Origin of the sequence: Rhodospira trueperi, assembly GCF_900101965.1 — a bacterium.
In the GTDB taxonomy this organism is placed as follows: Bacteria; Pseudomonadota; Alphaproteobacteria; order Rhodospirillales; family Rhodospirillaceae; genus Rhodospira; species Rhodospira trueperi.
Genome location: NZ_FNAP01000014.1, coordinates 56828 through 80249, shown reverse-complemented (window position 1 = coordinate 80249; position 23422 = coordinate 56828). Strand labels below are relative to the sequence as shown.

The 23422-nt window shown below is 68.9% G+C and carries 23 protein-coding genes; 9 read left to right on the top strand and 14 right to left on the bottom strand.

Annotated features, from left to right (window positions below; translation table 11 throughout):
- The first annotated feature begins 71 nt into the window (after positions 1–71).
- The gene (locus BLS85_RS15640; RefSeq protein WP_092787672.1) at positions 72–896 is read left to right on the top strand and encodes an alpha/beta hydrolase; all 825 of its coding nucleotides are present in this window, start codon (positions 72–74) and stop codon (positions 894–896) included.
- Between the two features lie 292 nt (positions 897–1188).
- Here the strand turns inward: BLS85_RS15640 and BLS85_RS15635 are convergent, their stop codons facing one another.
- From BLS85_RS15635 to BLS85_RS15620, 4 genes are all read right to left on the bottom strand, one after another.
- Positions 1189–1494, bottom strand: a complete 306-nt coding sequence (locus tag BLS85_RS15635) for a hypothetical protein (protein ID WP_092787671.1) — start codon at positions 1492–1494, stop codon at positions 1189–1191.
- A 302-nt stretch (positions 1495–1796) separates the two neighbouring features.
- Positions 1797–2375 carry a lipocalin family protein gene (locus tag BLS85_RS15630; protein WP_092787670.1) on the bottom strand — a complete coding sequence of 193 codons (579 nt, stop codon included), beginning with the start codon at positions 2373–2375 and terminating at the stop codon, positions 1797–1799.
- The gene (locus tag BLS85_RS15625; protein WP_092787669.1) at positions 2372–3079 is read right to left on the bottom strand and encodes a haloacid dehalogenase type II; all 708 of its coding nucleotides are present in this window, start codon (positions 3077–3079) and stop codon (positions 2372–2374) included. Before BLS85_RS15625 ends, BLS85_RS15630 begins: the two co-directional genes overlap by 4 nt.
- Positions 3080–3190: 111 nt before the next feature.
- Complete coding sequence (locus BLS85_RS15620) at positions 3191–5200, bottom strand: lytic transglycosylase domain-containing protein (RefSeq protein WP_176793798.1); 2010 nt, start codon at positions 5198–5200, stop codon at positions 3191–3193.
- Between the two features lie 426 nt (positions 5201–5626).
- On the opposite strand from BLS85_RS15620, the gene BLS85_RS15615 reads away from it, so the two are divergent.
- The gene (locus BLS85_RS15615) at positions 5627–6949 is read left to right on the top strand and encodes an ABC1 kinase family protein (RefSeq protein WP_092787667.1); all 1323 of its coding nucleotides are present in this window, start codon (positions 5627–5629) and stop codon (positions 6947–6949) included.
- Positions 6950–6972: 23 nt separating this feature from the next.
- Here BLS85_RS15615 and BLS85_RS15610 read toward each other — a convergent pair whose 3' ends face one another.
- Complete coding sequence (locus BLS85_RS15610) at positions 6973–8055, bottom strand: YeeE/YedE family protein (protein WP_092787666.1); 1083 nt, start codon at positions 8053–8055, stop codon at positions 6973–6975.
- Positions 8056–8583: 528 nt separating this feature from the next.
- Positions 8584–9861: a penicillin-binding protein activator gene (locus tag BLS85_RS15605; RefSeq protein ID WP_245699260.1), complete on the bottom strand. Its 1278-nt coding sequence runs from the start codon at positions 9859–9861 to the stop codon at positions 8584–8586.
- Between the two features lie 162 nt (positions 9862–10023).
- Here BLS85_RS15605 and rsmI point away from each other — a divergent pair, with 162 nt between their 5' ends.
- Both rsmI and BLS85_RS15595 read left to right on the top strand, forming a co-directional pair.
- Positions 10024–10917, top strand: coding sequence for a 16S rRNA (cytidine(1402)-2'-O)-methyltransferase (gene rsmI / locus BLS85_RS15600; RefSeq protein WP_092787664.1), 894 nt, complete (start codon positions 10024–10026; stop codon positions 10915–10917).
- Entirely contained in the window at positions 10914–11315 is a 402-nt protein-coding gene (locus BLS85_RS15595; RefSeq protein WP_092787663.1) for a YraN family protein, read from the top strand. The genes rsmI and BLS85_RS15595 overlap by 4 nt, the downstream gene beginning before the upstream one ends.
- A gap of 39 nt (positions 11316–11354) precedes the next feature.
- Here BLS85_RS15595 and recA read toward each other — a convergent pair whose 3' ends face one another.
- Positions 11355–12455: a recombinase RecA gene (gene recA, locus BLS85_RS15590; protein ID WP_092787662.1), complete on the bottom strand. Its 1101-nt coding sequence runs from the start codon at positions 12453–12455 to the stop codon at positions 11355–11357.
- 246 nt (positions 12456–12701) lie between these two features.
- Here recA and dapB point away from each other — a divergent pair, with 246 nt between their 5' ends.
- Positions 12702–13499 carry a 4-hydroxy-tetrahydrodipicolinate reductase gene (dapB, locus tag BLS85_RS15585; protein WP_092787707.1) on the top strand — a complete coding sequence of 266 codons (798 nt, stop codon included), beginning with the start codon at positions 12702–12704 and terminating at the stop codon, positions 13497–13499.
- A 16-nt stretch (positions 13500–13515) separates the two neighbouring features.
- On the opposite strand, the gene BLS85_RS15580 is transcribed toward dapB, so the two are convergent.
- Positions 13516–14298, bottom strand: coding sequence for an exodeoxyribonuclease III (locus tag BLS85_RS15580; RefSeq protein ID WP_092787661.1), 783 nt, complete (start codon positions 14296–14298; stop codon positions 13516–13518).
- Positions 14299–14392: 94 nt separating this feature from the next.
- Here BLS85_RS15580 and BLS85_RS15575 point away from each other — a divergent pair, with 94 nt between their 5' ends.
- From BLS85_RS15575 to BLS85_RS15565, 3 genes are all read left to right on the top strand, one after another.
- A complete protein-coding gene (locus tag BLS85_RS15575; protein ID WP_092787660.1) occupies positions 14393–15091 on the top strand; it encodes a hypothetical protein in 699 nt (232 codons plus the stop codon).
- A 66-nt stretch (positions 15092–15157) separates the two neighbouring features.
- Positions 15158–16075, top strand: coding sequence for a class I SAM-dependent methyltransferase (locus BLS85_RS15570; protein WP_143027222.1), 918 nt, complete (start codon positions 15158–15160; stop codon positions 16073–16075).
- A 119-nt stretch (positions 16076–16194) separates the two neighbouring features.
- Positions 16195–17181, top strand: coding sequence for a DMT family transporter (locus BLS85_RS15565; protein ID WP_092787658.1), 987 nt, complete (start codon positions 16195–16197; stop codon positions 17179–17181).
- Positions 17182–17254: 73 nt separating this feature from the next.
- Here the strand turns inward: BLS85_RS15565 and BLS85_RS15560 are convergent, their stop codons facing one another.
- The 6 genes from BLS85_RS15560 to BLS85_RS15535 form a co-directional block, all read right to left on the bottom strand.
- Positions 17255–17632 carry a Rap1a family protein gene (locus BLS85_RS15560; RefSeq protein ID WP_092787657.1) on the bottom strand — a complete coding sequence of 126 codons (378 nt, stop codon included), beginning with the start codon at positions 17630–17632 and terminating at the stop codon, positions 17255–17257.
- A 582-nt stretch (positions 17633–18214) separates the two neighbouring features.
- On the bottom strand, positions 18215–18649 hold the full coding sequence (locus tag BLS85_RS15555; RefSeq protein WP_092787706.1) for an HMA2 domain-containing protein: 435 nt from the start codon (positions 18647–18649) through the stop codon (positions 18215–18217).
- A gap of 142 nt (positions 18650–18791) precedes the next feature.
- Complete coding sequence (locus tag BLS85_RS15550; protein ID WP_092787656.1) at positions 18792–20876, bottom strand: heavy metal translocating P-type ATPase; 2085 nt, start codon at positions 20874–20876, stop codon at positions 18792–18794.
- A gap of 152 nt (positions 20877–21028) precedes the next feature.
- The gene (locus BLS85_RS19175; protein WP_176793795.1) at positions 21029–21787 is read right to left on the bottom strand and encodes a hypothetical protein; all 759 of its coding nucleotides are present in this window, start codon (positions 21785–21787) and stop codon (positions 21029–21031) included.
- On the bottom strand, positions 21784–22194 hold the full coding sequence (locus BLS85_RS15540; protein ID WP_092787654.1) for a magnetosome protein MamC family protein: 411 nt from the start codon (positions 22192–22194) through the stop codon (positions 21784–21786). Before BLS85_RS15540 ends, BLS85_RS19175 begins: the two co-directional genes overlap by 4 nt.
- The gene (locus BLS85_RS15535; protein WP_092787653.1) at positions 22191–22568 is read right to left on the bottom strand and encodes a hypothetical protein; all 378 of its coding nucleotides are present in this window, start codon (positions 22566–22568) and stop codon (positions 22191–22193) included. The genes BLS85_RS15540 and BLS85_RS15535 overlap by 4 nt, the downstream gene beginning before the upstream one ends.
- A 497-nt stretch (positions 22569–23065) precedes the next feature.
- On the opposite strand from BLS85_RS15535, the gene BLS85_RS19315 reads away from it, so the two are divergent.
- A complete protein-coding gene (locus BLS85_RS19315; protein ID WP_218128457.1) occupies positions 23066–23419 on the top strand; it encodes a hypothetical protein in 354 nt (117 codons plus the stop codon).
- Positions 23420–23422: the final 3 nt, after the last annotated feature.

Genomic DNA, 23422 nt, shown 5'->3' with positions numbered 1-23422 from the left:
TGCTAAGGGCTAAGGACGCTGGGCCGGCATCGTCCTGTCATGAGTGCCCGCGTGGAGGCGACGGACGACTGATGTGTGTTCTGGAAAACCCCGCCCCGACCCTCGAGATCAACATCACACAGCCGGCCGACCCGAAGGTCGCCGGAGATCGGCCGCCCTTGGTCTTCGTGCATGGGGCGTTCGCGGGCGCGTGGTGCTGGATGGAGTATTTCGTCCCGTACTTCACTCACAAGGGATACACCACGGTCGCCTTCAGCCTGCGCGGCCACGGCGACAGCGAGGGGGGTGACTACCTGGACCTCGTCAGCCTGGGCGATTACGCCAACGATCTGCGCCGTGTTCTGGAGGAGCTTGATCGGCCGGCGGTGCTGATCGGCCATTCCATGGGCGGTATGGTGGTGCAGAAGTACCTGGAAACCGGTCCGGCGGCAGCCATGGTGCTGATGGCGTCGGTCGGGCCCTGGGGACTGGTGGAAAGCTCGTGGCACATGATGCTGGCCAACCCGGGGTTGGCGCAGGGCATCTCGTTCATGCAGACCATCGGCAAGTCCTTCATCAACCCGGACGTGCTTTATGAAGGGTTGTTCTCCTCCGACGTCCCGCAGGAGCGGGCGGAGCGCTACTACAACCAGTTCCAGCGGGAATCCCAGCGGGTCATTCTGGACATGACGCTCTGGGACGTGCCGCGCCATCCGCCGCGCCGGCCGGTTCCCACCCTGGTCATGGGCGCCGCCAACGATGCCTTCATTCCGCGCTCAATGGTCTTGCGCACGGCGCGGTATTTTGAGGCGGACCCGGTGATCGTGCCCGACATGGCGCATGCCATGATGCTGGAGGAGAACTGGCGCCACGCCGCCGACCCCATCCTGCACTGGCTGGTCGAAAACGGGATGTGAGTTCGCCCGGAGGTGAGGCAGGCTTTTCCGTCGGGCGGCATGACACGGGCCCGACCGATTTTTTCTAGAGCACATCCCGAGCGATCCGGAACGGATCGCGACGACGATTTGCTTCTAGATCAAATGACGAGGGCGCGTTCTCAGGAATCCCCTCATTTCGGAAAAGGGCCGCAAAATCAATGGGTTTCACGACACCGGCCTGCGCGATAACCTGTTGATTTAATTGCATATTTAAGAAATGAGGGGCTTCCTGAGGGGCGCGTTGGGTGACTCAAATGAAACGCAACGATCCCTAGATAAAACCGGTGTGGCGGTGTTTGCGGCGGCGCAGGCGGCCGAGTACGACCATCACGATGCCCAGGAGAGCGAACGCGGTCCACGCCGGCATTGTCATGACACTGGCGGCCACCATGTCCATCCAATGGTTGGGAGAAGCCAGGGCGCTGGCCGGTATGCCGGACAGCAGCGTCCACACCTCGCCGGTGGCCAGTCCCGGGCTCGGCAAGGCCCCCGGGGTGAGGGCCAGCACGGCCTCGGCCGATGCGGCCACCGACGCCACAACGATCAGACACCACCCAAGGAAACGGATCAGAATCATTGAGCCCTCGAAGCCTGCTCGATTCACTGAAGGCTATATGCCAAAATCTGCCGCTAACGGGCGATTCTGGCAAGACTTTTTTTGTCCTAAAGTTTGATGAAAATTTCGCGGACAGACGGACTCCGTCCCCTGTTCCCAAGGTGTCCGTTCACGTTCGTGCAACAATTCCGGCCAATCCTGGACAGACTCGCCCGACCAACGACTTGTCGCGCAAGCGGCGTTTCGATCCAGAGGCGCCTCTTCCGGGGGGGCTGGCTTGACGCCAATGCATGCCCCGCCTGCTCTCGCAGGGGGACCGTGGCTTACCCGCGCTCACAAACGGGCGGGTCGCTCTGATCCACGCGCACCAGATTCTCGACCGGGAAGCCGAAGTCCCGGGCCCTGCGCATCAGGGCGTGGCGTTGCTCGTCCGGCATGGTCGGCGTGCGCGACAGGATCCACAGGTATCCTCGCGTCGGACCACTGGCCAGCGCCCACTGATAGTCCTCTGTGTCCAGGGCGATGATGTGCAAGCCGCCCTCAATGGGCGCGCCCAGCGTCACGCCGAAGCTCGCGACGTCGGGCCCCTCGCGGAACCGGGCCGTGCCGGAGATGGTGGACCAGCGGCATGTGCGCGGGTTCCAGCCCCGGTTGAGCACAGCCACGGTGCCATCGTCACGCGGCTGATAGGTGGCCCGTACGTTGGTCATGCCGCGCTCGAAGGAATGGTCGAGCCGCATGATCGAATACCAGGTGCCATAAAAACGGGTCACGTCGAAGTCCCGCACCGCCGTCAGGCCGGACGGCAGGCCGGTGCATCCGGCCAGGGCCAGAAGCCCGCCCAGGAGCGCGAGCGGATTCAAGCGGGGCAGCCAGCGGGCGCGGCCCTTGTCGATGTTCATGCGGATCCTCTCCAAGTCAGGTCCCTCAGCAGATCGGGCAGCCGGTCCAGACTGTCCAGTTCGGCCACCGGGCAGCCAGGCAACCGTTCCGCGGGTGCCCCGCGCCGGTTCACCCAGACGGTCCTGTAGCCGAATGACGCCGCGCCAGCGACATCCCACCCGTTTGACGATACGAACATCACCCGTTCCGGATCAGTCCCGAAGTGCGCACGCCCCAGGTCATAGGCGGCGGCGGCCGGCTTGAAGATGCCGACCGCGTCCACCGACAGAACGGCGTCCAGAAGGTCCGTCAGGCCGGCGCTGTCGCAGGCGGCCTTCAGCATGTCGGGGGACCCGTTCGACAGGATGGCGGTGCCGATGCCGCGGTCGCGAAGGGCGGCGAGCACGGCCGGAACCTCCGGATACGCATCCAGGGTCATGTACAGCCCCATCAGGCGATCCCGCAGCGTCGTCGAGGGGGCCTGCCCCGTCGCATCCAGCGCATAATCGAGGGCCTCCGCCGTGATCGCGCGGAAATCCGTGTAGCGGTCCATCAGACTGCGCAGCCACGTGTACTCGACCTGACGAACGCGCCAAGTCTCGGCCAGGTCTTCCCACGACGGCCCAATCTCGTCCTTCAGATGCCGCGCGGCGGCGGTGACGTCGAACAGGGTCCCGTAGGCATCAAACAGGCACGCGACGGGGCGTTGGGGAGTCACGGACATGGGCAGAAATCTCCAGAGTTTGGCCGGGCGCGAAACAGGCACGCGACGGGGCGTTGGGGAGTCACGGACAGGGGGACCGGCCTCCGTAAGCGACACGGCTTTCAGGGCGGATCAACGCCGCAGGTCCACGCTCAGGGACCCGAACGACGCCTCCTGCCCGAGACGATACCGGTAGACCTGGGCGCCCTCCAGCACGCGCTGCACGTAATTCCGGGTTTCGGAGAAGGAGATCTTCTCGATCCAGTCCACCGCCTCCTCGATCGTCATGCGGCGGGGATCGCCGTTTTCGCGTATCCAGCGCACGGAGCGGCCGGGGCCGGCGTTGTAACCGGCGATCGACAGCACGTAGGAGCCTCTGAAATCATCCAGCAGGGAGGCAAAATAAGCCGTGCCAAGCCGGGCATTGTGACCCGGATCGCTGACCAGACGCACCTGAGACGTCTGCTCGCCCAGACGCGAGGCCACCCGCGAGGCGGTGCGCGGCATCAACTGCATCAAGCCCCGCGCCCCGGCGCGGCTGACCGCCTCCGGATTGAAATTGCTCTCCTGGCGGATCAGGGACAGCATCAACGCCGGCTCCGGCAGCGGCCCGGTGGGCGGACGCTGGCGCAGCCCCTGAAGCACGTCCGGCGGGGTGGGATAGGCGAGCTCCGGCAGCGCGACCCCCTTCAGGGCGGCCCGGCGGGCCAGATACACGGCCATGTCCGGCCGCGTCGTGCCGGCGACGAACTCGGCGGCCAGCCGCAGGAATCCCGGTGTGGCCGCCTCATCGTTCAGCGCCAGCACGAACGGCAGCGCCATGTCCGCGCGCCCGGCCCGGTCCATCAAGGCGATCACTTGGCGGCGCTCATCGCCGGCGAAGCGGGCGCGGTCGGCCTCGGTCACCGGCGGCGCCTCCCGCAGATGGTCGCCGAGCGGCTCGCCCAGGGCCTCAATGGCCAGTTGCCCGTAGAAGGTTTCCGCATGCTCGGCCGCGCGCCGGTACCAGGCGGCCGCCTTGTCGGACTGCCCCAGGGCCGACGCCGCCCGTCCGGCCCAATACGCCGCCCGCGACAGGCTTTGCGGATAAGAAACGCCGGCGTGCATGGTCTGGAAATGCTCCAGGGCGCGGGCCGGATCGTTCTGAAGGCGCAGGGCAATCCAGCCGGCGGTCCATTCCCCGACGGCGAAGTAAAGGCCCTCGGTGAGGCCGTGGCCGGCATACAGCCGATAGGCGATGGCAATATCGCCCCGTTGCTGGGAATCCCGGGCCAGAATGGCGCGCTCCCGCGCCCAGGCCTCGGGACGGTCCTTGTTGGCGGCGGGATGGAACAGCATCTCGACGGCGCGGTCATGCAGGTCGTGCTTGCGCCGCCAGACCATCCGGTCGAACACCAGTCCGGGATCGCCCTTCAGGGCGGACGGCACTCGGTCAATGGCCGCGTCGACGCCGCCGCTGTCGCGGATCAGCCGGATCCGCGCGTCGGCAAGCCGTTGATGCCCGGCATCCAGTTTGGGAAGGGTGCGCTGTGCCTCGGTGACGCGTTCATCCCACAGCAGTTCCGAGACCCGCCGGGCATGGTCCTCATGCCGCAGCGTGTCGCCGAAATCCCGCAGAAACGCCTGCTCCTCCCCCGGTGCGAAACGCCCTTCGATCCACGCCCGGCGCGCGGCCTCGATAGCCGCCGTCCCCTGCCCGACGCTCCGTAGCGCGCGCGCCTTGGCAACGAGCCCGTCGGTGGTCAACGGCGGGTTCTGCTCGAACCACGCCAACAGACGGCGGGGATCCTCGCGCCCGGTCATGGACCGCTCGGCCGACCGCCGCAACGCGTGCTCTTGGGGCCACCCCGGGTTCTGGGCCATGAAGGCGGCGATGGTCTCGAACGTCGCCGGCCCTTCCTTCAGATACGCCCAGGTAAAGAGTTCGCGCGCCAGCGGATCGTCCAGCCGTGCGGCCAGGGCCCGGGCCGTGTTGAAGTCCTTGTCCTCGATCGCGTCCAGAAGCGCCGTGACCGAATCCGCCCGGGCCGGCCCGGCGGCACCGATGGCCACCACGGTCCAGGCCATCAGCAACGCAATGAGACCGGCCGCGCAGCGTCGCACCGACGGCACACGGAACCGGGGGGCCAGGGTGGCGCTCATGACGCGGCTCCTTCGGCTCTGACGCGAGGGGGTTAGTGGTCGCAACGGGTCTGGCGAGAGTGAGAGCGGCGAAGACGCACCCGAGCGCCGACGTCGCTGAACATATCGTGGGGTCGTTGCCCGGCGAGGGCAAGGGCGAGCGGTGACGATGCCAGGGCAATCGGGTGAAGGCACCTTTGGCGAAACGCGAGACTTTGTAGGGCGGGTTCGCGCCGAAGGCGCAACCCGCCGCATCGCCGCCAAACGGCGGATTGCCCCGCTTCGCGGGTCTAATCCGCTCTACCTTCATAAAAGATGGTGGGGCGTGCTTTCACCCGATTGCCCTGGTGACGATGCCTCTTGCGAACCGCCCACCTTGCGATATGTCAGGGAAACGATGTCAATCCGGGGCTAGTCTCGCCCGACCCTCCATTCAAGGACGCCTCAATGGCCGAAGACCGATCTTCCTCCCGGGCGCTGGCGGTTCCCAGCGGCCGCTTCTCCCGTTTGGCCCGCTTCGGCGGGCTGGCCACCAACATCGCCGGCAGCGCCGCCCTGAACAGCGCGCGCCATCTGTCGCAGGGCCGCCGCCCGCAGGCCAGCGACGTGCTGCTGACCCCCGCCAACGTCCGCAAGGTCGCCGACCAGTTGGCCCAGATGCGGGGCGCGGCGATGAAGGTCGGACAGTTGATCTCGATGGACGCGGGCGACATGCTGCCACCCGAACTGGCCGAGATCATGGCCCGCCTGCGCGCCGACGCCCATTTCATGCCCGGCCCCCAACTCAAGTCGGTGCTCACCGCCGCCTGGGGCCGGGACTGGCTGAAACGCTTCACCAAGTTCGACACCCGCCCCATCGCCGCCGCCTCCATCGGGCAGGTCCACCGCGCGCAGACGGCCGACGGGCGCGATCTGGCGATCAAAGTGCAGTATCCGGGTGTGCGCCGCAGCATCGACAGCGACGTCAACAACGTCGCCGCCCTGATGCGCCTGTCCGGGGTCATGCCCCGGGAACTCGACATCCGCCCGATGCTGGACGAGGCCAAGCGGGAGCTGCACGACGAAGCCGACTACGAGCGCGAGGGCCACTACCTCACCCGCTTCGGCGACCTGCTGGCGGACGACCCGGCGTTCCGCGTTCCCGGCCTTCATGCGGACCTGACGACGCGCGACGTGCTGGCGATGGACTACGTCGAGGGTGTGGGCATCGAAACCCTGACCTCGGCGCCGCAGGAAACCCGCGACCGGGTGATGACGGTATTGATCGGGCTGGTGTTCCGGGAACTGTTTGCGTTCCGGATGATGCAGACCGACCCGAATTTCGCCAACTACCGCTATCAGCCCGACACCGGGCGCATCGTCCTGCTGGACTTCGGCGCGGCGCGGGAGTTCCGGCCGGAGATGCCCGAGCAGTTCCGGCGCCTGATGAAGATGGGGCTGGACGGCGACCGCGACGGCATGCGCGCCACCATCCGCGAGATCGGCTTTTTCGGGGACGATACCAAGGCGCGGCATCAACAGATCATGACCGACATGTTCGACCAGTCGATGGAACCGCTGAGGCACCCCGACGGCTTCGACTTCGGCGGCAACGATCTGGCGATGCGCATGCGCGACGCCGGCATGGCGCTGGGCGCGGATCGCGATTTCTGGCACATCCCGCCCATGGACACCCTGTTCATGCAGCGCAAGTTCTCGGGGGTCTACATGCTGGCGAGCCGCCTGAAGGCCCGCGTGAACCTGCGCGCCATCATCCAACCCTACCTGTGATACCGCCCTGCCCCGCTCCGCCGTCACCCAACCGCGACCGCGCCGTCCGCCGCCGGGCGGCGCCGGCGGTCCACAATCAGGTCCGTGACGGCGGCCCCCAGCGACATGAACACCAAGGCGGTCCAGGCGGTCAGGGCAAACACGGCGCCGCCACTGACCCCGGCCCCGATGGCGCAGCCGCCAGCCAGCATGCCACCGAACGCCAGCAGCACCGCGCCGATAATGTAGCGGGGCACGGAGTAGCCGGCCGTGAAGCTCTCCAGCTTGATCTCACGACCGAGGAGGGCGGCGAGAAATGACCCCAGGACCACACCGGGGATCATGCCGGTATCGAAGTCCAAGCCGACGGCTCCGGGGCTGAGCAACAGCATCAACATGTCGGCGGACGGGCCGGTGAAACTGAGGCTCTCCACCGTCACGGGATCAAAGGCCTGAAGGGACAGACTGTACGTCAGCAGCCAACCGAGCGCGACGGCAGCCCCCACACCCACGCCGCCGATCCAGGCCCACGCCGACAGCCGCGCGCGCATCGCCACCAGGATCGCCCCGGCCATGAACACGCCGGCCAAGACAACGCCCCAGTTCGGACCAAGCCCCAGGACCGTGAGAGCATTCTGCACCGACGGATCGTTGACGACCCACAGCCCCGCCAGGCTTTCCCGAACAGGCGCCAGCACGCCCCGCAGCGAGGCCTGAGCAACCACCGCGAAGACGAGACCCGCCAGCAGCGCCCGCAGATTGCCGTTTGCGGCCAGCACCAGCAGCCGACCGGGACATCCCCGGGTCAGAATCATGCCGGCCCCGAACATCAGGCCGCCGATGATGGCGCCGGACAGGCTGCCGGCCGAGGCAAGCTGGCGCGCCTCCGAGACCTCCAGCATCCCCGACCACGCCAACCCCTGGGTGCCCAGGACGGCGCCGGCAAAGGCGATCATCCACACGGCTGTCCTGTTCACCCCGGTGCCGCGCGACAGTTCGACCACCGCCGCGCGCATGCAGAAGCGACTGCGTTGGGCACACACCCCGAACAGCATGCCGGCCAGGAGGCCGACGGAGACGAATGTCACCGGTTCTCCCAGGGGATCGATGGCCCACGTCATATCCATGGCAGGTCTCTTCGTAACAGGGGCGGAATGCTTTCACATAGGGTCGGGTCGCGACCGCGCCCAGGGCACGTCAGGCACGATGTCTCTCCGCCTCCGCCCCTGCTCTCGGCCTGGGGCGGCCCTGCTCGGGCGTCGCCGCATCACACGGGCCGTCGCATCGATGGTCTCATCGGCCTGACGATCCCCGCGCCGGCCGGCCTCCAACAACGCCGACCGTCTCGTCAGCGGCATGCGGGGCCACCGGGGTTGCCGCCCCTGATTCTGAACCGGGTGGCACGATGTTCGGAGGGTGAATTCTCCCCGCGCAGCCCCGGCAATGCGACGGGGTCGGTGACGCGGCCCCGCACCCGCCGCGTCGCGGCGGTCAACCGTGCCCTATGTCGTGGTCTCGGGCGCGCTGGATGGGTCAGATGGAACCCCGGGACCTAGAGGGCGTCGCGTGAGCTCTGACACACGCAACGCATTCTATTGGATTGATCTTGAAGCAAATCATCGTCGCGATCCGTTCCGGATCGCTCGGGATTTGCTCTAGAACCCGAGACGTCCACCGCCGTCGAACGACAGCGGCGCGGGCGAAACCTCCGCCACGGTGCCGTCCGACTGGATCTCCATCACGGCCAGTCCGCGCTGCACCGTTCCGTCCGGGCGAAACCGGAAGATCCCGGCCACGCCGCTGAACCCGGCGGCGCTGGTCAGGGTGGCGCGGTCGAAGCGCGCCCCGCCGGGCGTGCGCGCCAGCACGGCGGCAAGCGCGACGGCGTCATATCCCAACACCGCCAGATCGGGCGGTGCGGCGCCGAACGCGTCCGTGTACTTGCGGTCGAAGGCCCGCGCGCTGCCGCGCGGTGGCGCCGGGAAGATGCCGCCGGCCAGGGCGCTTTCGCGCCACAAGTCCGGGTCATCCCACAGCATGGTCCCCATATAGCGGGTGCGGCGCGAATCGATATCCACGTAAGCCAGACCGTTCGCCGCCGCGCGCAACCCATCGCCGGCATCCGGAATCAGCACCGCGTCGGCACCGCGCAGCGCCCGGGCGGGTTCGCGCAGATCCGGGTTGTCCGGGGCATAGGTCTGGGCCGCGACCATCTGCCCGCCCCGCGCGGCAACCCGATCGCGAAAGGCCGAGGCCGCCGCATAGCCGTAGGTCTCGTCCGGAGTCAAGGTTCCGAAGCGCGTGCGCCCCTCTCCCATGGCGAAGGCGACCATGCGGTCCACCTGCTCGGCAACCAGGAAGCCCATCACGAACACGTTGCCGCCGGCCACGCCGGGATCGGTGGTGAAGGCGACGACGTTCACGCCCGCGCCGGCCGCGACGGGTCCAACGGCCCGGGCGCTGGCGCCGAACAGCGGCCCCAGCAACAGACGCGCCCCTTGCGACAGGGCCTGTTGGGCGGCCCGCGCCGCCCCGGCGGGCGTGCCGCCGGTGTCATACGGTTGCAGGACGAAGCGACGGTCACCCATGTCGAACGCCGCCATCTGCGCCGCGTTCGACAGCGCCTGCCCGGCCCCGGCGCCACGGCCGGTCAGGGGCACGAGCAGACCCACGCGGACCAGTCCGTCGTTGCCCAGCGTGCCCGCCGTCATGTTCGGAAGCGGGGCATCGACGCCGGGCTGACGCGGCAGGTTTTGAGGGGACGGCGCAGTTTCCACCCGTTGCGGCGGGGCGGCCACGGGCCGGCTCGGCCGGGCCGGGCCGGACATCGGGGTGCAGGCCGCCACCGTCGCCGCCGCGACCATGACCAACGCCAGGATCGCGCGGCTGACGTTTCTTCTGTCTGATTGCCGCCCGTGTTCGCTCCGTCTCACCGCGCCCTCCTCCCTGATCCGCCCACGTATCCCTATCGGCCCGTCGGCCCCGACCGCCGCTTGGCGGCCCGCCGCGTCGCCCTTTCCCCGGGCCGCCGGCCCGTGAAATACTGTCCCGCCCGCCTGGGGCGGGAAAAAGGCGAACCACGGGACCCGACGATCATGACACCACAGCCTAGCCACGGCGACTCGGCAAGTAAACACACCCTGCCGCCGGGGCTTTATGTCGTGGCCACTCCCATCGGCAATACCGGCGACATCACCCTGCGCGCCCTGGAGGTGTTGCGCGCGGCCAACGTCATTGCCTGTGAGGACACGCGGACGACGGGCCCGTTCCTGGCCCGGCTGGGCGTCTCCACCGCCCTGACCGCGTATCATGAGCACAACGCCGCCCGCCAGCGACCGGCCCTGCTGGCGCGCCTGGAGCGGGGCGAGGCGGTGGCGCTGGTGTCCGACGCCGGCACACCGCTGGTGAGTGATCCCGGCTACAAGCTGACCCGCGCCGTGATCGACGCCGGGCATGCGGTGATTCCGATCCCCGGAGCGTCGGCGCCATTGGCCGCGCTGGTGGCGTCGGGACTGCCCAGCGACCGCTTTCTGTTCGCGGGGTTTCTGCCGCCCCGGGCGGCGGCCCGGACGACCGCGCTGGCGGACCTGGCGCCCGTGGCGGCAACCCTCGTGCTGTTCGAGAGCGCCCGGCGTTTGCCGGAGACACTGGCCGCGATGGCAGAGGGTCTGGGTGAGCGCCCGGCGGCGGTGTGCCGCGAGCTGACCAAACTGCATGAGGAGGTGCGCCGCGCGCCCCTCTCCGAATTGGCCGCGCACTATGCGGAGGCCGGGGCGCCCCGGGGCGAGGTGGTCATCGTCGTCGGCCCTCCCGCGTCCGCCAACGCCGCCGCCCCGGCCCCGGAGGATCTGGACGCGCGATTGCGGGCCCTGCTGGCCGAGGGGCTGGGGACCCGCGACGCGGCGGCGCGCGTCGCCGTGGAAACCGGCCTGCCCCGGCGGGCGCTGTATCAGCGGGCGCTGGCCCTGGACGGGACAGCGGCCCCATGAGACGGCGGCCGCCGGAAGCCCGTCGCGCCGCCGAACAGGCCGGGCGGGCGGCGGAGGATGCCGCCGCCGCGTGGCTGGCGGCCCAGGGCTGGCTGATCCTGGACCGTCGGGCGCGCGGCCGGCGCGGCGACGGCGCGGGGGAAATCGATCTCGTGGCCCTGGACCGGTCCGGCGCGGAGCCCGTGGTGGTCTTCGTGGAGGTCAAGGCACGGCCGACGGTCGAGGCGGCCCTATCGGCCCTCACCCCGGCGCAGCGGCGGCGTCTCGCGGTCGCCGCCGAGGGCTGGCTGGCGGCGCGTCCGGCGTTCGCCGAGGCCGGGGTCCGCTTCGACGTGATCGCGGTGGCGGGCGGCGGCGCCCCCGCCCACCTGCCGGACGCTTGGCGCCCGGAGGCGTGAGCGGCGCAACACCAGGCGCCGCACCGCCTTTTCGGCGGGTCAGTCCTCGCCGCTGGCGGCGACCGGCGCGTCGTCGTTGTCCTCCAACCCGCCCGGACCCGTGATCATCGTTTCGGTGATGAGCCCCTCGTTGGCGCGGATGGCGTTCTCGATTTCCTCCGCGATGGCCGGGTTGTCGCGCAGGAACTGGCGCGCGTTCTCGCGGCCCTGGCCGATCCGCTGGGAGTTGTAGGAGAACCACGCGCCGGACTTCTCGACGATGCTGGCGCGCACGCCCAGATCGAGGATCTCGCCCAGCTTGGAGATGCCCTCGCCGTAGAGAATGTCGAACTCGACGGTCTTGAAGGGCGGCGCGACCTTGTTCTTGACCACCTTGACACGGGTCTGGTTGCCGACCGTCTCGTCCTTGTTCTTGATGGCGCCGATGCGACGGATATCCAGCCGCACGGAGGAGTAGAACTTCAGCGCATTGCCGCCAGTGGTGGTTTCCGGGCTGCCGAACATGACGCCGATCTTCATGCGGATCTGGTTGATGAAGATGACCAGCGTGTTCGACCGCGCCACCGAGGCAGTCAACTTGCGCAAGGCCTGACTCATCAGGCGGGCCTGAAGGCCGACATGGGAATCGCCCATCTCGCCTTCCAGCTCGGCGCGAGGCACCAGGGCGGCCACCGAATCCACCACAAGCACGTCGATGGCCCCCGAGCGCACCAGGGTGTCGGCGATTTCCAGCGCCTGCTCGCCGGCGTCCGGCTGCGACATCAGCAGGTTATCGAGGTCGATGCCCAGTTTGCGCGCGTAGGAGGGGTCGAAGGCATGCTCCGCATCGACGAACCCGCAGGTGCCGCCGCGTTTCTGCGCCTGGGCGACCACATGCATGGCCAGCGTGGTCTTGCCCGAACTTTCCGGCCCGTAGATCTCGACGATGCGCCCGCGCGGCAGGCCGCCGATGCCCAGCGCGATGTCCAGGCCCAGCGAGCCGGTGGACACAGACTCGATCTCAACGATCCGATCACGCTGGCCCAGGCGCATGATGGAACCCTTGCCGAACGACCGCTCGATCTGGCTGACGGCGGCGTCCAGTGCCTTCTGCTTGTCCATGGTGTCCTGATCCACGAGGCGGAGTGCGCTTTGCGACATGACGAGACCCCCTTATTCCATACGGACGCGGCACGGTGCAAGGCGGGACCGCGCGCCGCCGATCGCGATTACCGTACATGGTTTGTTCCGCAGCGCAAGCGAAAAGAACATTATGGGAACAATCAATGTTGCGTGGGCCACGCAGGCTGCTGTACACGGCAGGTGTACACGGCGGGCCGGGGCTGTTTGAATGGGCCTGCGAGCGGCTTGCGTCGGCTCGCCGAAACCAGGAGATGATTGCGCATGATTCGGATTGGGATCGTCGGCTGCGGCGGCCGCATGGGCCGCACGCTGGTGCAGCAGGTGCTGGAAACGGACGGTGGTGCCCTGGCGGGTGGCACCGAACGGCCGGGAAGCGACCTTGTGGGGCAGGACGTGGCCACGCTGGTCGGCGCGCCACCGGCCGGCGCGGCCGTCACCGACGATCCGAGTACGCTGTTCGCGACCGCCGACGCCGTCATCGACTTCACCACCCCGGCCGTGACGGTGGAGAACGCCGCGCTGGCGGCGCGGACCAACACGATCCTGGTGGTCGGCACCACCGGCCTCGACGCGGGCGCCCTCGCCCGGTTGGCGGAGGCGGCGAAAAAGACGCGCATCGTGCAGGCCCCGAACATGAGCGTCGGTGTCAACCTGCTGTTCGCGCTGACCCGGCGCGTGGCGGCGACACTGGGGGTCGAGTACGACATCGAGATCGTCGAGCACCATCACCGCCACAAGGTCGACGCGCCGTCCGGCACCGCGCTGGGGCTGGGCCGGGCGGCGGCCGAGGGGCGCGGCGTGGACCTCGACGCCGTGGCCGACCGCGCCCGCGACGGCCACACCGGCGCCCGGGAGGATGGCCACATCGGCTTTGCGGTGCTGCGCGGCGGCGACGTGGTCGGCGACCACACCGTGATGTTCGCGGGGCCCGGCGAGCGGGTCGAACTCACCCACAAGGCCAGCGACCGGGTGATCTACGCCCGGGGCGCGGTGCGCGCGGCGCTGTGGGCGGCGGACAAGCCGAACGGCCTGTATTCGATGACGGATGTGCTGGGATTGTGAGCGCGACGAGACCCGCTCACGCCTCCTCGCGCAACCGGACCCAAGCGGGCGTATGGTCCGATGCCTTGGGCTCGCCGCGCGGGGCGCGGTCGACGCCGGCGTCCTCCAGCCGGTCGGCGGCCAGCGGCGATAGCAGCAGATGGTCGATTCGCAGGCCGTTGTCTTTCTGCCACGCGCCACCCTGGTAGTCCCAGAAGGTATAGACCCCGGGCCGGGGATGCCGGACGGCGATGGCGTCCGTGTACCCCAGGTGCAGCAGCGCCCGGAACCGCTCCCGGCTGTCCGGCCGGCACAGGGCGTCGTCGCGCCATCCGGCCGGGTCGTAGACGTCCCCGTCGGTGGGACAGACGTTGTAGTCGCCCCCCAGCACCACCGGCTCGTCCAGCCGCGCCAGTCCGGCCGCATGCGCGCGCAGGCGCTCCATCCATGCCAGCTTGTAGGGAAACTTGGGCGAGTCGGCGGGATTGCCGTTCGGCAGGTAGATCGACGCCACCCGCAGCGTGCCGCCGACCACGGCCTCGATATAGCGCGCCTGATCGTCGCCGTCGTCCCCGGGCAGGCCTCGCGTCACGTCCTCCAGGCCGAGGCGCGACAGGATGGCCACGCCGTTGTAGGTCTTCTGGCCGTGCACGGCGCAAGCATAGCCCAGATCACCGATCTCCTGCTCCGGAAAGCCGTCGTCGACGGTCTTGATCTCCTGCAGCAGTGCCACGTCCGGCCGCGCCCGCTCCAGCCAGCGCAGCACGGCCGGCAGGCGAGCCTTGATCGAGTTGACGTTCCAGGTGGCAATGGTCGGCATGGGATTTCCGTTCGTATTTGCGATCAGGATCACGGAGTCGGGCCTCAGGATGTGGCATCATCCCGGGACGGCTCGATCAGCGCAAGAGAGACCCATGACGCCTGTGTTCCACAACACCGTTCCCGGGATGGCCACGATCATGCTTCTGGTGTCGGCGGTTGTGATGACGTCGCCCGCCCTGGCCGACGGCTCGTGTCCTGGACGGGACGCGCCGGTCCAGATCACCCTGAACACGCGTTTCGATCCGGCGCGGCTCGATCACACGCGCAGCCGCGCCCAGATCCACACCATGTTTCAGGACTCTCAGAGCCAGCCGACCATGCCGGTGGGCGGAGGCGCGGTCGGGCTGACCGTGACCAACGCCGCATTCGGTTTCCGCACGCGAATCGAACTGTTCCACCGTCGAGACGGAATGGTTTGCGTGTATCTGCGCTCCGTGGAGGCGCACATGAATCAGGTCGACACCGTCGTCTATGTCGCCAGGGAGTATCCGAAGGGGTCGTGCAACTACGACAACATCTACGAACACGAAAAGATGCATGTCGGCGTCTACTATTTTACGCAAAGGGACTATGCGCCGCGTGTTCGAGAGCGGCTTCAACGCCTCGTGCGCGGCATCAACCCACAGGTGGTCCGCACCGAGGCCGCCGCGAGAGAGGTGCATACGGAGATCCTCAACCGGGGCGTTGCCGACCTGCTCGCCGACATGGAGGCCGAGCGCAAACGGCGCAACAGCGCCCTCGACACGCCCGAGAACTACCGTCGCGAGCAGGCCAAGTGCCCGAGTTGGTGACCGGATCGCGTGCGGCGTTTGCCAAGGCGCGCCGGATGGGATAGTCGGAAGGGACGCCGCGCCCCCTTGTCCCGTCCACCCACGACCGCCGCCATGACGCCCGATCTATTCCGCGACCGCCGCAAGACAGACCTGCGCGCCCTGCCGCCCGGCATCGCGCCCTGGATCGCGCCGTCCGACGACCCGCCGGACGGCGAGGAGCCTGACGCGTCGGAGTTGATCGCGCGTCTGATCGATCCCGCCCGCACGCCGGCCCCGCTGTACGCCAGCGCCGACCCGGCCCGCGCCGCGCAAAGCCACGCGGTGACCCGTCTGGTGCTGGAGAGCCTGGGCCGCGACAGCCTGATCGACGCGGTCCCCGGGGGACCGCTGGCGATGGACATCCGCAACGCCGAGGACTACCGCTTCCAGGATCTGTACCCGCGCCCGCCGCGCTGGCAGACCCGGCGGCTGCTGGACTTCCACCCCGGGTGCGGTCGCCAGCTCAACATCTGGTGCCAGGAGGTGCCGGGACTGGTCTACACCGCCATGGAGTCGGACGAAGCGGCCTATATCGCCCAGGCCGAGTACTTCCGCCGCGCCAACGTGCTGCCGGTCAGCGATTACGTGGCGGCGCCGCGCGCCTTCAGCCTGGGGGAGCAAGCCGGGCTGTACCACCTGCCGACATGGCGCTTCGACCTTCTGCCGCCCGGGTTCTTCGACCTCATCATGTGCGTGGACGTGCTGCCGCACCTGTCGGAGCGGCTGTTGCGGCACATGCTGCCGCTGTTCCATCGCTGTCTGGCGACCGGCGGCGGGCTGTACATCCGCGACGACGCGGATGCCGCGTTCGACCAGGAGCTGGACCGCGCCTTGAGCCAGCTCGGCTTCGTGCTGGAGTTTCGCCCCTACCTGTTCTCGGGTGAGGACATTCACGGCCTGCCCCGGCTGTGGCGCAAGGTGGACCCGCGTCGGCCGGCCGCCGGCCGCCCCGTGGGGGGATAGAACGAAACCGTCATGCGTCCCGCGCATGGCGGCCCTGCCCGCCGCCCACCGATTTCCATCGTCATACGGCGCGCGGTCGCGATAGTCTCGACCCTTCCCGTTTGAAAGAGGGAGTTCGCATGGGTCCGGCCGCCGCCACGCGCTGGCGGGCGTTGTCCGGCAACGTCCGTGGCATTCTGTTCATGCTGATGAGCGCCGTGGTGTTCTCCACCATGGGGGGGCTCATCAAATACGTCGGCGACGAACTCCATACTTTTCAAGTGGTCTTTTTCCGCTGCCTGTTCGGGCTGCTGGTGCTGTTGCCGTTCATCCGCCGCGAGGGCCTGGGCATCCTGCGCACGGCGCGCCCGGGCCTGCATGCGATTCGGGTCAGTATCGGCATCATGGCCATGTTCTGCCTGTTCCACGCCATCACCCACATGCCCCTCGCGGCGGCAATCTCCATCACCTACGCGCGGCCGCTGTTCATGATCGTGCTGGCCGTGCTGGTTCTGGGCGAGGTGGTGCGCTGGCGGCGCGGGCTGGCCACGCTGGCCGGGTTCATCGGGGTGCTGATCGTGATGCGTCCCGACCCGGCGGCCCTGGACCTGAACGCGCTCGCCGCGCTGGCCTCGGCGGCGCTGATCGCCGGCGCCCTGACCATGGTCAAGGTCCTGTCGGCCACCGAACGACCCCTGACGATCCTGATGTGGTTCGCCATCGGGGCGGTCATCACCTCGGCGGTGCCAGCGGCGCTGGTCTGGCGCTGGCCCGAGCCGGGAACCTGGGTCCTGGTGGTGCTGATCGGCGCCGCCGCCAGCGGCGGGCAGTATCTGGCCGTGCGGGCGTACCGCGAGGGCGAGGCCTCGCTGGTCACGCCGCTCGACTACTCCCAGATTCTGTGGGCGACCCTGATCGGCGTGCTGGTCTTCGCCGAGATCCCGGACGGCTGGACCCTGACGGGCGCGGTGGTGATCGTCGCCTCGGCGCTGTACATCGTGTATCGCGAAACCCGGCTGGGACGGCGGGCGATTCCGCACGGCGGCGACGCCCCGGGACCGGACCCGGACGCCGCGCCGGACCAGGACACCGGACGGCGCGCCGGTGACGAACCGCGCCCATCCTAGAGCGAATCCCGAGCGATCCGTTCCAGATCGCTCGGGATTTTCCGTGGACGATCAACCTTGTCGTCGCGCGATCTCAGTAGCAGGGGTAATAGGCTTGCAAAGCCCTCACCATGACGACAGGCAATGTCGAGGCGGGCTGGACTTTGTTTTCGGGGTTTGCCTGTACGTAATTTCTCAAGATATCGAAATAAAACTGGTTCGTGCCGGCAAGATGATCCGGCGGACAATATATATCAACCTCGAAATCACTATGCGCCACTGCGGCGCTCCATGAAATCCCCTCAGTGATACCGTAGAAATAGCTGTTAAGAAAACTCCCCTCTTGATGTCCGTACATCTGATAGTTGAATAGAAACTCCTGGACCGTGTAATCCTGTTCGGTCGCGTTGGATGGCGTCACCGAAGCCAGCATGACACTGACAGCAATGCCAATGCGCCATACCTGTCTCATGACGAACGCTCCCTGTTTATGCGTGATCGGGGCGTCAACGCTCCTCGACCACAGACCGCGCTTCTTCCGGACTCATCGGCGCCTGGGGCCGAGGCCGGCTTCACGGGACGAAACCTCTCTCGATTCAACCGCGTTCACCCGTTTCAGGATGACGCCGACACAATCGAGACGGGGGCGCGCCACGTCATTCGTTTTAGGCTACCCCGGTTCACAACCGGCTTCAACCGTGGTCTGTCCCGGTTGATGGCCCTGTGGGTTTGTGGGCAAGCTGGCGGGCTTGTCCATCATATCTTCAGGGCGCGCGTCTGCGCTGGCTTCCGCTGGCGTGTGCCAGCCGAGCGCTCAATGCGGGCAGACATCGGTGTTATCGTCGCGCCACGCCGCCAGCTCTTCCCGCGCCTGGGCGAGGCGGCGACACCGACCGACGAATGAAGTGATTTCATTCGTCGATCGATATCTCACAGCCGCCGCGCGACCTCATCATCTGTCTTGCCCGATGGACAGGATACGCCTGATCATTGCCAGCGCCGCCGCCGAGTCCGGGAGCCTGCCAAGGTCGGCGCGGAGTCGGCGGCATTCGGCTCAGCGGATCGCGGCCGTCACCAGGCTGGAGACGCCGCGCTCCACACCGGTCTTGAGGACGGCGCCGAAGACCGCCTTGCCGATGGCGCCGCCGAGCACGCCCAGCGCCTGCGTGGCCAGGGCGCCGGTCGCCGCGGAGGACAGCGCTCCGCCACCCGGCCCACCGGACACCGACGCGCGCGGGGCGGGAACGGGGGCGGTGGTGTCGTCCGGCACCAGGCCATGGTCCCTCACCAAGGCGATCAACGCGTCGGCGGACACGAGGGAGGGATCGAACAGCACGATCAGGCTCGCCGCCCGGGGCTTGTGGGCCACATCCTCGACGCCGAGGATGGCCCGCAAGGCATGGCAGGCGGCCCGGGTGGCGCGGGTTTCGGCAGACAGGGCCCGGGTCTTCAGGCGCAGGCGCCCGGGAACGGCGTGGACGTACGGCATGGCGAAGCCCTTTCGGCGAATGGGGTTAATCATCGCGGATGATAGCCATTCGCAACGCCGCAGGCCAGTCGGTCAGAGTCCGCACTATCACCCTCAATGACCCGTTTGTTCAGTTGATGCTGTTGGCGGCCGAGCCGCAGGGTCAAGCGCGGTCGTCCCGTCCCCACAGAGTGGCCGCGATCAGCACGCCAATGGTGGTGCCGTTGTGCAGCAAGGCGGTGGGCGTGGGCGGCAGGCGGCCCAGCGCGGCGCCGATCAACACCCCTGTGTTGACCACGGCGGACGCCTGGAACGTCCGGTCGATGCGCCGCAGGGTCTCCGTCGCCAGCATTCGGGTGCGGGCGACGCCATCCAGGTCGTCTTCCGTCAGCACGACATCGGCCGTGGCCCGGGCGATGTCGGCGCCCCGGGGCATGGCGATGCCGACATCGGCGGCCATCAGCGCCGGGGCGTCGTTCACCCCGTCACCGACGAAGGCCACGCGGCGCCCCTCTTGCTGAAGGTCGGCGATAATGTGCGCCTTGTCCTCGGGCGCGATGCCGGCGTGGACATGATCCAGGCCCAGATGCGCCCCCAGGTCCGGCCCCGCCGGGCCGGGGTCGCCCGTGATCAGCACCAGCCGTTCGATCCCGGCCGCGCGCAGGGCCTCGACCACTTCACCGGCGTCCGCCCGCACGCGGTCGCGCATGGCGATCACCCCATGCGGCACGCCGTCGGCTCCGATGTACAGCAGGGACGCCCCGTCCGCCGTCAGGTCGGCCAAGGCGTCCTCGAATGGGGCAAAGTCGATGCCCTCGTGTTCTTCCAGATAGTGCCGGCTGCCGATTCGGACGGAGCGGCCGCCGACCATGGTGGACAGGCCGTGGCCAATGAAGAATTCGACCGCCTCGTGGTCGATGTGGGCCAAGTGCCGTTCCCGGGCCAGATCCACCACGGCGCCGGCCACGGGATGAGTGGAGTGTTCGGTGACCGACGCCACCAAGGCGAGCAGGTCGTCCTCGCCCCGGCACTGCGACCCCAGGCAGGTGATGGAGGCGACGTCCAGGCTGTTGTGAGTCAGCGTGCCGGTCTTGTCGAACACCACCGTGTCCGCCGCCGCCAGCCCCTCCAGCGCGGCGCCGCCCTTGATCAGCACGCCGCGCCGCGCCGCGCGGCCCATGGCGGTCTTGATGGCGACCGAAGTGCCCAGCTTGACGGCGCAAGAGAAGTCCACCAGGAACAGGGCTTCCAGGCGGCGCGCGTCCCGCGTCAACGCCAGCACGACCAGCCCCGCCGCCAGGGTGATGGCGACGCGCCGGTCGGCCAGTTCGGCGGCCTTGGAGAGAATACCCCGGTCGTCCTCCAGCGCGGTGCGCAGGAAACTGGCGATGCGGGCCATGGTCGTCGCCGCGCCGATGCGCTCGGCCGTGATGGTCAGGCGGCCATCCTCGACCACCGAGCCGGAAATCACCGCATCGCCGGGTTCCTTGGGCTTGGGCAGACTCTCCCCCGTGACAGCGGCCTGGTTGACCGAGGCCAGACCGGCGGCGACGGTCCCGTCGACCGGGATTGTCTCTCCGGCCGCCACCACCACCCGGTCCCCCTCGCTGAGGGAGTCGGCCGGCACGCGGTGGCGCCGGCCGTCGGTGTCCTCAATCCACACCTCACCCAGGTCGGGGCGCATCAGGTGGGCGAGCAGATCATCGGCGGCTCGCCGGGTGGTGCCCTCGACGAAGGTCGCCAGCGACAGCAGCGTCTGGGTGACGTTGGTGGCCATCCAGTCCCGTCGCAACGCGGTCAGGGTGACGGCGGTGGCGTCCAGGGCCTCGACCGTGATCCCCCGGGTGAAGAGCGCGCCCACACCCTCCCGGATCGTCCCGCTGATATGCGCCCAGGTGACGAACGCCCGAACCGGCGGCGGCAGCAGAGGCACGAGGACAAGGGTGGCGACGCCCGCCACCAGCGGCAGCGGATCGGCGCCGTTGGTTCGGTCCCGTCCCGTCGAGACCCGCCGGGGCGGGCGCGACTCCGCGAGCCCGTCGAGCGCGGCCGCCACGCGGTCGCGGACCTCGGGCGTCTGCGCGTGCTCCACCACCACCGACCGGGCGACTTGGTTGAGGCGGGCGCGCGTGACCCCAGGCACGGCCTCGACATAGCCGCGCACGTAGTGCGGATCCAGCGTGCGGTCGCCGAGCAGCGGCACGCGAAAACGCGACCGGCCCGGGCTTGCGTGAACCAGTTGGACCATGGGTGAGCTCTGGGGTGTGCGCTGGCGCCCCGGCGGCGCCGGGACCGCGCCAGGGCGCGTTGCGTGAGGTCTGCCTCACCCAACGCGCCCGAACCTTTTGATATTCAAGCAAATCGCCGTCGCGACCCGGTCCGGAGCGCCCGGGATATGCTCTAGTCCTCCCGGTTCGTCGCGGGCATATCGTCCGGGGCTGCCGGGGCCCGGCTGGCGGCGCTCATTTCCGCCTCCACGTCGGCAAACCGCTCCTTCAACTCCTCCACTCCGCCCTGAAGCAGGGTCCAAAGACCGGCGACCGACTGCATAGCCTTCTTCTGCACGTCGTCGTTGGACATCAACACGGCCCCAAGGGCGCCGACCAACAGACCCTTCAGGTAGGCCTCGTTGCGGAAGTCCAGCCAGCCGCTGGTCCAGTTGAACGAGGCCGGACCCTGGCCGGGCGATCCAGCAGTGCCAGCACCGTGGTCCGTTCCACCGCCGTGCGGACCGCCGCTCCAGCCCGCCTGGGGCGCGCCCCAGGGACCCTGCGCGGGCCAACCCATGGTCGGGCCACCGTAGGGTCCGGGCGCCGCCGCCGGGTACCCGGGGGCGGGGCCGTGTCCGTAGGCCGGCGCACCGTAGGGCATGCCGTGGGGCGCACCGTAAGGCGCTCCATACGGGGCGCCATACGGCGGCGCACCTTGGGGGGCGCCATACGGCGGCGCACCTTGGGGGGCGCCATACGGCGGCGCACCCTGGGGGGCGCCGTGCGGAACCCCGTGCGGCCCGAGGTGCCACGGCTCATGGTACGGTGGGGGCCCCGCCGGCGGGCCGTGCGGCGCGGCTCCGGGATGCGGGGCGTGGGACGCGGCCTCGGGCCGGCCGTCACCGGCGCAGCCGCCGGCCTGGGACGTCGCGGTGTGATCGTGACTCATGCCGTCTCTCCGGTCTCGGGGCGGGCCTGGGTGTCGTCCTGGGTCTGTTTCGCGCCGGGCCGGCCCTTGCTCATCAGGCGCAGCGCCACCGCGCCGGTGGCCACCATGACCGCTGCCGAGACCAGAGGGCCGCCGCGCAGGCTGTTCGCGGCCAGGGCGCCCAGGCCGGTCGCCAGCCCGGTCTTGCCGGCGGTCACCGCCACGTCCTTCAGCGCGGCGTCGCGCGCCGGTCCGCCTTCGCGCAGGCGTGGCCAAGTCGAAGCGATGGCGCCGGTGGCGCCGACCAGCGCGCCGACCGCGCCAGCCCGGACCAGGGTGTCCGTCGGCATGCCAAGGCCAGCCGGCGCGTGGGGGTAAGCGTACGGCGCGACAAGGCCGCCGCCCCTGTTGGCGAAATCCTGACTCATGTAACGGTCTCCATGTCGGACGTGTGCTCCGGGAAGGTCTCGGCAAGCCGGGCGCGCGCCGTCTCCTCCGGGCCGTCCAGGCAGTCGTGCCAGAAGACGGGCGGGAAGCGGACCGCGTCATGGGTGATGACCACGGATCGGGCGCCGGCATTCAACCGCACCGTGCCGGGCGCGAACAACGGGGCCAGGTCGTCGACCGCCCAGGCCCCGGCCCCGAGACGCGCTAGAACGGCCAGCGCTCCGGAGCCGATGCGCAACCGCACGCGGCCCGGCACCTGATGGACCAGCGACAGGTGCGGCCGAAGATGCAGAAACACGGTCAGGGGATCGGGACGCGCCGAAGGCGCGGCGTCGGTGGTGGCAGGGGCGGTCATGGGTCCAAACGGCACGGGCAACGGGGAACAGGATCCGCACACTAGGCGGAAGCAACCGCCCGTCAAAGGCGACGAAAGCCCTGTCTCGAACCCCCTTAAACCCTTTTCTGCGCGGGGTTGTTAGGCGACATACAGCACCAATCCCGAGTGATCCGGACCGAATCGCGACGACGGTTTGTTTAAACATCAAATCATTAGGGAGCGTCGAGGGCGTCGGAACGCACGCAACCCGGCCAAGACCACGGGCGGTCTTTTTGGGGGTTGGGCGGGGTGCGCGCCCTGCTGTCCCGCACACGTGCTATTGCGACTGACTCGCAAATGGAATACCGTCACGGCGTTTAAGGATGTGGCGCCGGAGACTCCGTCACCTCCTTCCGTGAAACTGGTACCTCCCCTACGGCGACCGGGTCTTTCAGGGACCTTCGGCCCGGTCGCCGGCTTTTCCCTGGTTTCGCGGTTCCATCCCGATCCGACCTACTCTCAGGAGCCGCCACCCGATGACCGACGCCCCCCCATCGCACCCCCACCTTTCGCCGTCGACACGACCGTCCAACGTCACCGTCCATCCGGCGACCAACCGCCCCGGGCCGTCGGCGCCCGCGCCCCGCGCGACCGACCCCAAGGCGGTGGCCAAGGCCCGCCAGCGCGAAAAGACGAGGGCCAAGAACGCCATGGTCGCGTCCCTGGGAGCGCTGGTCTTCACCGGATACCTGTGCGCCCGGGGCAGCCGGCGCGACACCGAGTCCGCCCGCATGGCCCACATGGTGGCCGGCGTCGCCCTGCTGGGCGCGTCCTATTGGCACACGACCCTTTATGGCGCCCGGAACGGCGGAGGTGGAGGCCGGGTATGAGCC